Genomic DNA, 2,028 nt, shown 5'->3' with positions numbered 1-2,028 from the left:
GAGGTGGCCGACGACAGCACGAGGCACGGTGCCGGCACGTCGAGGCCACGGTGCAGCTCGGCGTGGCCGCGGCGCACGGCGCGCAGCCACCCGACGTACACGGGGTAGGACTCGACGGGCTTCCAGTCGAGGTTGAAGTCGAACTCGCCGTGGTGGTCGCGGTGCAGGGACTGGGTGTAGACGCCGCTGACCTTGCGGGGGATGAGTCGCCGGGGCTGGCGCGCGCCCATCCGGTCGATCGCGATCCGGGCGGCCGGGGTGCGCAGCCAGGCAGATCCCTGGAGGTCGAACCACGGCGAGTTGAGGAACACCCCGCCCAGGGCGGCCGGTCGGCGGGCGTGCAGCCACAGCGGCAGGGTCAGGCCTCCGGTGGAGTGGGCGGTGGCCACGACCGTGGTGTGCCCGCTCGCGACGCGTTCCCAGGCAGCGTCGAGGTCGGGGAAGTACTCGCGCAGGTCCTCGACGTAGTTGGGGGTCTGGTGCGCACGCATCGAGCGGCCGTACTTGCGCAGGTCGAGGGCGTAGAAGTCGTAGCCCCGGGCGTTCCACCACTCGGCGTACTCGGTGTGGAAGAAGTAGTCGGCGAAGCCGTGGACGTGCAGGACGGCGCGGTCGGTCGGCTCGTCGGCCGGCCGGTGGACCAGGGTCGCGTGGACCGGCCCCTCCGCGTCCTCGCCCAGGTCGAGGGTCTCCACGGTGTACGGGGCGCCGAGCACGTCGTACGTCGCGTCAGTCGCCATGGCGCGCACGATATCGGGAGACCGTGGGGTCGTGGACGGCGCGAGGGGCCCGGACGGTGTCCGGGCCCCTCGGTGCTGTGCGTACGCCGGTCAGCGCGCGGCGTGGGTGTCGCTCTCCACGACGGGGTCCGACGCGTCGGCCTGGGCGTCGTCCGGCTGGCCGCCGGGGTTGTGGTTGGGTCCTCCGGCCCGCACGAGCTCCTCGATCTGCTTGCCGCAGTCGGCGTCGACAGCCTTCCAGTAGGCGAAGGCGCGCTCGAGGACGTCGCCCTCGACCCCGCCGAGCAGGTGCCCGGCGACTGTCTTGACGAAGTTGGCGCGGATTTCGTCGTCCCACACCTCGCGGACGAGGGTGCCGGCCTGGCCGAAGTCGTCGTCGTCGCTGCGCAGCGAGTAGGCCTGGCGCACCATCGCGCCGTCGGACTCCCAGCCGTCGCTGACCTCGCCGACCTCGTCGGCGTAGCCGCGACCGAACGAGTTGGGCGCGTAGACCGGGTCGTCGGCGCGGTGCTCGAAGGYCATCGGCCCGTCCTGGGTGTAGGTGTTGATCTCCACCCGGGGACGGTTGACCGGCAGCTGCAGGTAGTTGGGGCCGATGCGGTAGCGGTGGGTGTCGGAGTAGGCGAAGGCCCGACCGAGCAGCATCTTGTCGGGGGAGAAGCCGATGCCGGGGACGGTGGCAGACGGCTCGAAGGCCGCCTGCTCGATCTCGGCGAAGAAGTTCTCCGGGTTGCGGTCGAGGGTCATCGTGCCGACCTCGATGAGCGGGTAGTCGCTGTGCGGCCACACCTTCGTCAGGTCGAACGGGTTGAACCGGTAGGTCTTCGCGTCCTCGTAGGGCATCGCCTGGATCGAGAGGGTCCACGACGGGTGGTCGCCCGCCGCGATGGAGTCGTAGAGGTCGCGACGGTGGAAGTCGGCGTCCTCGCCGGCGATGCGCGTGGCGTCGGCGTCGGCGAGGCCCTCGACACCCTGGTTGCTGTGGAAGTGGTACTTCACCCAGTGCTTCTTGCCCGCGGCGTTGATCCACAGGTAGGTGTGCGAGCCGTAGCCGTTCATGTGGCGGTAGGACTTCGGGATGCCGCGATCGCCCATGAGGTAGGTGACCTGGTGGGCCGACTCGGGATTGAGCGACCAGAAGTCCCACTGCATGTTGTTGTCGCGCAGGCCGTTGCCGCCGCGACGCTTCTGCGAGCGGATGAAGTGCGGGAACTTCATCGTGTCGCGGATGAAGAAGACGGGCGTGTTGTTGCCGACGAGGTCGTAGTTGCCCTCGCTCGTGTAGAAC

General features: G+C 69.7%; 2 protein-coding genes. Both read right to left on the bottom strand.

Features of this window, described 5'->3' with window-relative positions; translation table 11 throughout:
• Positions 1 to 740: alpha/beta hydrolase (locus AC1DQF_RS21515; RefSeq protein ID WP_477527261.1), on the bottom strand; the 740-nt coding region annotated here is incomplete at its 3' end.
• 90 nt (positions 741 to 830) lie between these two features.
• A partial coding sequence (locus tag AC1DQF_RS21510) for a catalase (protein WP_477527260.1) occupies positions 831 to 2,028 on the bottom strand: 1,198 nt, incomplete at its 5' end.

Source organism: Nocardioides sp. P4_G4 (genome assembly GCF_056401085.1).
Note: the sequence above shows the minus strand (reverse complement) of the source record. Positions and strands in the feature narration are given on the sequence as shown.